The organism is Actinomadura darangshiensis (assembly GCF_004349235.1).
In the GTDB taxonomy this organism is placed as follows: Bacteria; Actinomycetota; Actinomycetes; order Streptosporangiales; family Streptosporangiaceae; genus Spirillospora; species Spirillospora darangshiensis.
The window spans coordinates 1-7,388 of record NZ_SMKY01000376.1; the positions used below are offsets into that span (position 1 = coordinate 1).

At 70.7% G+C, this 7,388-nt stretch carries 5 protein-coding genes and 1 pseudogene; 3 read left to right on the forward strand and 3 right to left on the reverse strand.

Going from position 1 to position 7,388, the window contains the following annotated elements; translation table 11 throughout:
• Positions 1-154: 154 nt before the first annotated feature.
• The 3 genes from E1293_RS41980 to groES all read right to left on the reverse strand — a co-directional run bounded on the left by E1293_RS41980 (position 155) and on the right by groES (position 3,066).
• On the reverse strand, positions 155-838 hold the full coding sequence (locus E1293_RS41980; RefSeq protein ID WP_424923723.1) for a sigma-70 family RNA polymerase sigma factor: 684 nt from the start codon (positions 836-838) through the stop codon (positions 155-157).
• Between the two features lie 205 nt (positions 839-1,043).
• Positions 1,044-2,672 carry a chaperonin GroEL gene (gene groL, locus E1293_RS41985; protein WP_132204910.1) on the reverse strand — a complete coding sequence of 543 codons (1,629 nt, stop codon included), beginning with the start codon at positions 2,670-2,672 and terminating at the stop codon, positions 1,044-1,046.
• 85 nt (positions 2,673-2,757) lie between these two features.
• Positions 2,758-3,066, reverse strand: coding sequence for a co-chaperone GroES (gene groES, locus E1293_RS41990; RefSeq protein WP_131883960.1), 309 nt, complete (start codon positions 3,064-3,066; stop codon positions 2,758-2,760).
• A 235-nt stretch (positions 3,067-3,301) separates the two neighbouring features.
• Between groES and E1293_RS41995 the strand changes: the two genes are divergently transcribed.
• The 3 genes and pseudogenes from E1293_RS41995 to E1293_RS42005 form a co-directional block, all read left to right on the forward strand.
• Positions 3,302-4,507, forward strand: a complete 1,206-nt coding sequence (locus tag E1293_RS41995) for a THUMP-like domain-containing protein (RefSeq protein ID WP_132204912.1) — start codon at positions 3,302-3,304, stop codon at positions 4,505-4,507.
• A 625-nt stretch (positions 4,508-5,132) separates the two neighbouring features.
• Complete coding sequence (locus E1293_RS42000; RefSeq protein WP_132204914.1) at positions 5,133-6,779, forward strand: apolipoprotein A1/A4/E domain-containing protein; 1,647 nt, start codon at positions 5,133-5,135, stop codon at positions 6,777-6,779.
• Between the two features lie 280 nt (positions 6,780-7,059).
• Positions 7,060-7,388, forward strand: a pseudogene (locus tag E1293_RS42005) (aminoglycoside phosphotransferase family protein); the annotation flags it as partial.

The window sequence follows — 7,388 nt, forward strand, 5'->3', positions numbered from 1 at the left end:
GCGCGGCGGGCCGCCAGTGACTCGATCAGCGCGTCGGTGCGGCGCACCTCGCCCAGGTCGGCGGCCGCGCCCTGCGGCGCCGGGGAGTCGCCGGGGTGCGCGTGCTCGGCCGGATTCGGGGCGCCCCGCAGGCCGGTGAGGGGGCCGCGGTCCGTCAAGCGATCGACTCCTCTCGCGCCATCACCCGCAGCCGGGCCAGCGCCCGGTGCTGAGCGACCCGGACGGCCCCCGCGGACATGCCCAGCACGTTTCCGGTCTCCTCCGCCGACAGGCCCGCGACGACCCGCAGCAGCACGAGCTCGCGCTGGTGCTCGGGCAGCCGGGTGAGCAGGTCGCGGGCGCGCTGCGCCTCGATGTAGCGCACCACCGTCTCCTCGGGCCCGGGCCGGTCGTCCGGACCGTCCGGCAGGTCCTCGGTGGGGACGGCCGCGCGGACCGCGCTGCGCAGCGCGTCCGCGATCTTGTGCGCGGCGATGCCGAAGACGAAGGAGGCGAAGGGGCGGCCCATGTCCCGGTAGCGCGGCAGCGCCGACAGGACGGCGATGCAGACCTCCTGCGCCACGTCGTCGGCGATGTGGTACTGCCCGGAGACCCGGCCGAGCCGGGCCCGGCAGTACCGGACGATCATGGGCCGGACCTCGGCGATGAGGACCTCGATGGCCCCCGGGTCGCCCTGCACGGCGAGGTTCGTCAGCTCCTTGAGGTCGCCGTCGGCGGCGTGCGGCGCCCCTCCCGCCGGCCCCCGGCCGGTGTCGCGCGGCGGGGCAGGCCCTCCCGAGGGTTCGGCAGCGCGCACGGCCATGGTCCCGGCGTAGCATCCCTCGGTCACGTCAAGCATGATGCCCAGCACCCCCGGGCGTGTCTCCACTGTCCTTTACAACGGAATGGTCACAGTGCAGGATCGAACCTGGGATTACTACGTAGCGTCGCCGCCATATCGCCCGGTGTAGCGGAATTTCCCAGGGAGAACGGGAAGGCCCCCGCCCGGGACGGACGGGGGCCTTACCTGCGTGCTCCGGACGGGAGACGGCTCGGGAGACGGCTCAGTGGCCGTGCCCGTGACCGTGCCCGTGACCGCCGCCGGCGGCCTCCTCCGGCTCCTCCGGCTTGTCGACCACGAGCGCCTCGGTCGTGAGCAGCATGCCCGCGATGGAGGCGGCGTTGGTGACGGCCGAACGGGTGACCTTCACCGGGTCGATGACGCCCTGGGCGATCAGGTCGCCGTACTCGTCGGTCGCGGCGTTGTAGCCGTGCCCGGCCTGCAGCGCCTGCACCTTGGAGACGACGACGTAGCCCTCCTGGCCGGCGTTCTCGGAGATCCAGCGGAGCGGCTCCGACAGCGCCTTGCGGACGGCGTCGGCGCCGGTGGCCTCGTCGCCGGACAGCCCGAGGGTGTCGAAGCCCTCCTTGGCGACGTGCACCAGCGCGCTGCCGCCGCCGGACACGATGCCCTCCTCGATCGCCGCGCGGGTCGCCGAGATGGCGTCCTCCAGGCGGTGCTTCTTCTCCTTCAGCTCCACCTCGGTGGCGGCGCCGACGCGCAGCACGCAGACGCCGCCGGCCAGCTTGGCCAGCCGCTCCTGCAGCTTCTCGCGGTCCCAGTCGGAGTCGGAGTTCTCGATCTCGACCTTGATCTGGTTGACCCGGGCGTTGATCTCGTCCGCGGCGCCCTCACCGTCGACGACGGTGGTGGCGTCCTTGGTGACGGTGATCCGGCGGGCGCGGCCGAGGTCGTCCAGCCCGATCGAGTCGAGCTTGAGGCCGATGGCCTCGCTGACGACCTGGCCGCCGGTCAGGGTGGCCATGTCGCCGAGCATCGCCTTGCGGCGGTCGCCGAAGCCGGGCGCCTTGACCGCGACCGACAGGAAGGTGCCGCGGATCTTGTTGGCGACGAGCAGCGCCAGGGCCTCGCCCTCGACGTCCTCGGCCACCACGAGCAGCGGCTTCTTGGTCTGCGCGACCTGCTCGGCCAGCGGCAGGAACTCCTGCACGTTGGAGATCTTGCCGTCCACGATGAGCACGTAGGCGTCCTCCAGGACGGCCTCCATGCGCTCGTGGTCGGTGACCATGTGCGGCGACAGGTAGCCCTTGTCGAACTGGAGGCCCTCGGTGAACTCCAGCTCGAGGCCCATGGTGTGGGCCTCTTCGACGGTGATGACGCCGTCTTTGCCGACCTTCTCGAACGCCTCGGCGATCAGCTCGCCGATCTGCCCGTCCTGCGCGGAGATGGTCGCGACGTGCGCGATCTCGCTCTTCTCCTCGACCTCGCGGGCCGACTTGAGGAGCTGGTCGGACACGTGCTGGGCGGCGATGTCGATGCCGCGCTTGAGGGCGAGCGGCGACGCGCCGGCCGCCACGTTGCGGGTGCCCTCGCGGACCAGCGCCTGCGCGAGGACGGTCGCCGTGGTGGTGCCGTCGCCCGCGATGTCGTTGGTCTTGGTCGCCACTTCCTTGGCGAGCTGGGCCCCGAGGTTCTCGTAGGGGTCCTCCAGCTCCACCTCGCGGGCGATGGTGACGCCGTCGTTGGTGATCGTCGGCGCGCCGAACTTCTTGTCGATGACGACGTTGCGGCCGCGCGGGCCGATCGTCACCTTGACGGCGTCCGCGAGAGCGTTGACGCCGCGCTCAAGAGCCCGGCGAGCGTCCTCCTCGAACTCCAGGATCTTCGCCATGCGGATACTCCTCTTTCACGCGCTCCGCCCCGGCAGCCCCGCCGAAGGCGGCGCCGACCGGGGCGGGTGCATCACGTCTCGGTGATTACTTCTCGATGACCGCGAGCACGTCGCGGGCCGAGAGCACGAGGTACTCCTCGTTGTTGTACTTGACCTCGGTGCCGCCGTACTTGCTGTAGAGCACGACCTCGCCGACCTTGACGTCGACGGGGACGCGGTCGCCCTTGTCGTCGACGCGACCCGGTCCAACGGCAAGGACGGTGCCCTCCTGGGGCTTCTCCTTGGCGGTGTCCGGGATCACCAGGCCCGACGCGGTGGTGGTCTCGGCCTCAAGCGGCTGGACGACGATACGGTCCTCAAGCGGCTTGAGAACAACCTTGGTGGCGGTCGTCACGATCTGACCTCCCCTTCGATTGGTCCTCGGCCGGCCATGGGTGACCGGCCAGCACATGTGACAGAAGAGGCGACCCTGGACCGGCCTGCCGTCGCGGGTGCCAGACCGACCTTGTCGCTGTGTTGGCACTCTCGCTAGGAGAGTGCCAGTCATGGAGACTATGCGGTGCCCGGGACCCCGTCAACACGGACACGGACCCTCCGACGGGCGTTCACCGGCCGCTAACTTCCACCTTATGGACATCGGTTCGTTCCGGGCGCTGCGCGCCCCCGCCGGGCAGGCGCTCCTCCGGGAGACGGCTGCGGCGGACGTGAGCGAGGACGGCCTGCTCGCCACGGCGTCCCGGCTGCGCGAACGCCACGACCCCTCGCTGGTGGCCGCGGCGTTGACGCAGGTACGACTGCGTGAGCGGGCGCGGGCCAAGTTCGGTGCGGACGCCGACCGCATGTACTTCACCCAGGCGGGCCTTGAGCAGTCGACCCGCGCGAGCGTGGCGGCTCATCGCGCACGGCGGTTCAGGGACCGTCTATCTAAAGCGCGTGTTCTGGAGTTGGGGTGCGGCATCGGGGCCGACCTCATCGCGCGGGCGCAGGAGGGGCTCGCAGGGGAAGGCGTGGAACTCGACCCGTTGACGGCTGAGGTGGCGCGGGCGAACGTGGCCGCTTTCGGCTTGGACGCTTCGGTCCGTGTGGGTGATGCAACCGAGGAGGACCCGTCCGGGTTCGATGCCGTCTTCGCCGATCCTGGACGTCGTACGGCGCGTGGACGGGTCTTCGATCCCCGTTCGTATGAGCCGCCGCTGGACGTCGTCCTCGGTTTGGCTCGCCAGGTGCCCGCCGCCTGCGTGAAGGTCGCACCGGGCATCCCGCATGAGGTCGTCCCGGAGGGCGCGGAGGCCGAATGGGTCTCGGTGAACGGTGACGTCAAGGAAGCGGCCCTGTGGCTCGGGGAACTCGCAGGGGACGTGGGACGCCGGGCCACGCTTCTCTCGTCCGGCGCGATGTGCACGTTGACGCCCCAGGGGTCGGACGTTCCAGATGTGCGCGCCTGGGGCCGTTACCTGTACGAGCCTGACGGAGCCGTCATCCGTGCCCATCTGGTCGGCGAGGTCGCCGCGTTGGTGGGCGGCGGCTTGGCGGACCTCAACATCGCCTACGTCACGTCCGACGAGTTGCGCCCTACACCGTTCGCCTCCGCCTACGAGGTGGAGGACGTGCTGCCGTTCTCCGTGAAGCGGTTGCGCGCGGAGTTGCGCCGCCGTGAGGTCGGTGTGCTGACGGTCAAGAAGCGCGGCTCGGCCGTCGACGTCGACAAACTCCGGCGCGACCTCGGCTTCGGCAGACGGCGGCCGGGACACGGCGCGAAGGAGCTGACCCTCGTGGTGACGCGCGTCGGCCGCGACCCGGTCGCGCTGCTGACCCGCCCGCTCCCGCGGCCCTGACCCGCCCGGGAGGCGGGCCGCCGGCAACCGTGTCCAAAGATCTTCCACTCGGCGAGGCAACGCCAAGCGGGGCCGGGCGACGCGCCATGGCGGTGCAAATCATCGGCGCTTTCCGGCATTGCGTTCACCAGGGATTGCGGGCGCCCGGCAAGGGCGCGGCGCGGGAGCGGAATCGGCGTGCCGAGATCAACGCGCCCGCGAACACCAAGGCAGGTTCAGCGGCCGGGCCATGCCGCCCCCTATTCCGCCCTCGAAATGGCCCGCGCCGGGTCCGGCGGCATCACGCCGGGGGCACACGCGTCGCCGCGCCGTACGCGTCCGCGGGTTCGGGAACTGCCGATGTTGGGCGAGATGTACGGACAGAACGCCGCCGCCGCCCGCGGCGTCCGCCGCCCGGCCACGGTACAGACCGGCACGAAGACCACCATCGCCGTGAAGCGGTTAATTCGCCTTCTCGCGGCCATTTCTCGCTATTCACCCCAGCCGGATAACAGGCGCATTCCGCCGAACTCGCAATCTTCTCTGCTACCCGTTTTAGCGGCGCTCTACACGCACTACAGTGGCGACCTCAGAGATTCATTTGCCGTGCGTCATTTCGTCGCGCCGGCACACGAAGGAGCATCGGGTGGAAACGAATCACAACTTCCTGCAGACGGGGGGTCAACCGGTCTCGGATCGGATGCGGGAGTTGCTCGCCCGTGCGGCGCAGGACCACGTCTACGAACAGCGCTCACAGGGTCAGGTCCTGGACGAGATTCGGCAGCGGCTGGAGGGCATGGAGTGGCTGCTCCGCGAGGTCCGCGAGCGCGAGCTCACCGGGCTGACCGGGCAGATCGAGAGCGTCCGCGGGCAGGTCGACGAACTGTCCGGCAAGCCCCCGGAATGGGCCGAAGGCCTGGCCGAGCACATCGAGTCGTTCGGCGAGCGGGTCAAGCCGGTCGCCGAGCTGCCCGCGCTGTGGGCCGACGTCGGCGTCGTCGCCGAGAACGTCGACGAGGGCCTGACCCGCATCCAGGCCGTCCTCGACTCCGCGCAGCAGATCACCGACGCCACGCAGCAGGCGTCGCAGCGCATGGACGAGATGACCAAGCGGCTGGACAAGCTCCAGGGCAGCATGGAGGCCGCGTCCGTCCGCTTCAACCGGCTCGACAAGTCGCTGGCGGAGCTGGGGCACCGGTCGGAGCGGCTCGAGCACTCGATCAACGGGGTCACGGCACGGGTCGACCAGGCGCTCGGCGAGATGGCCGAGCGGATGGAGCAGGGGTTCGACGCGGTCAACGGCCGGGTCGAGGGCGTCGGCGGCAGGCTCGACGGCCTGGACGGACGGCTGGACGGCGTCGACGGCCGGCTCGAAGGGCTGTCCGGCAAGCTGGAGGGCCTGGACGGGCGCTTCGAGAGCATCGACGGCCGCATCGACGGGGTCGGCGAGCGGATCGGCAGGCTGCCCGCCACGCTGGAGATCGCCGAGCTGCACCGGCTGCTGAACGAGATCGCGCAGCGTCCGGCGGCCGAGTACGGCGACCGGTTCGACGCGCTGGAGAAGCACCTCGCCGAGGCGGTCGACCCGCTGATCGAGGAGCTGCGCGCCCGGCCGGACCGCGACGAGGTCAAGGCGACCATGTCGCAGATCGCCGAGACGGCCTACAGCGACGTCGCCAAGCGGATGGAGGAGTTCTCCCGCCGGTTCGAGGACGTGCACGACGACGTCCGCAAGCGCATCGAGAACATCCACGAGGAGGTCACCAAGCGCGTCGACGGCGCGCTGGAGGAGTTCACCACGCAGGTCGACATCGTGTCCCGCCGCGTCGAGTCGGTGCACGCCGACGTCGCCAAGCAGGTCGAAGCCGTGCATACCGAGGTGTCGCGGCAGGTCGAGGGCATCCACGGCTTCGGCAAGCGGATCGGCGACATCCACGAGGACGTCACGCGGCAGGTGGGCGGCATCCACGAGGACGTCGCCAAGCAGGTCGGCAACATGCAGGAGGACGTCGCCCGGCAGGTCGGCGGCGTCCACTCCGAGTTCGCGCGGCGGGTGGAGCACATGCAGGACGAGGCCGGGCGGCGCGCCGACGCCGCGCAGGCGGAGTTCGCCAAGCGCTTCTCCCACGTCGAGGACGAGGTCGGCCGCAAGGTGGACGGCGTCCACGACGAGGTCTCCAAGCAGGTCAACGCGGTGCACGAGGACGTGCTGAAGCGGCTGTCCACGCTGGAGGAGACGATGCTCGCCCTGGCGGAGGCCCTGCTGCGCCCCCGCCGCGATTCGAAGGACTGACCGACGGCTGGAACGCAGCTCCAGCGGAGTGGAGGGCGTCGGCCGGTCCCCCTTCGGGGGTCTGGGGGTCGTCCCCCAGACCGACGCTGACCAGATCGTCCGGGTGGGGCCGGCGCGGGCCCCACCCGGCCGCACTCGGATACCCATCGGAATCCGCGGCGTTTGCCCGACTAACGGGCACAACGACCGAAGGGGTTCTCCCACGCAACCCCGATGACGTGCATTTTGTTACGTTCCGTCTTCGCAAAATCACTCCCAATACCCTTCGGAATCCGTTTTCATGGATCAGGTGACCCACACACCGGCTCCCTGCCTGCCGACCGGCGCCCACCCCGGGCACACCACCCTGCGCTGGGTGGAGGAGTGCCTCGGCAAGGGCGCCGAGGTCCGCATGGTGCGGCCCCTCGCCGGCGGCGACGGCCACGCCAACCACGCCCTCCTCGTCGAGACCCGCTCCGGCGAGGCGCACCGGCTCGTCCTGCGCCGCTGGACGTCCCGCGACACCGGCGACTCCGGCACCGGGCGCCGCAGCTACGGCGACACCGAGTTCTCCCCCGAACGCGAGATCGCCGCGCTGGCGCTGCTCGCCGGCTGCGAGATCCCCACCCC

Coding starts and splice junctions, on each gene's coding strand:
- E1293_RS41980 (WP_424923723.1), bottom strand. CDS start 838: ATGCTTGACGTGACCGAGGGATGCTACGCCGGGACCATGGCCGTGCGC.
- groL (WP_132204910.1), bottom strand. CDS start 2,672: ATGGCGAAGATCCTGGAGTTCGAGGAGGACGCTCGCCGGGCTCTTGAG.
- E1293_RS41995 (WP_132204912.1), top strand. CDS start 3,302: ATGGACATCGGTTCGTTCCGGGCGCTGCGCGCCCCCGCCGGGCAGGCG.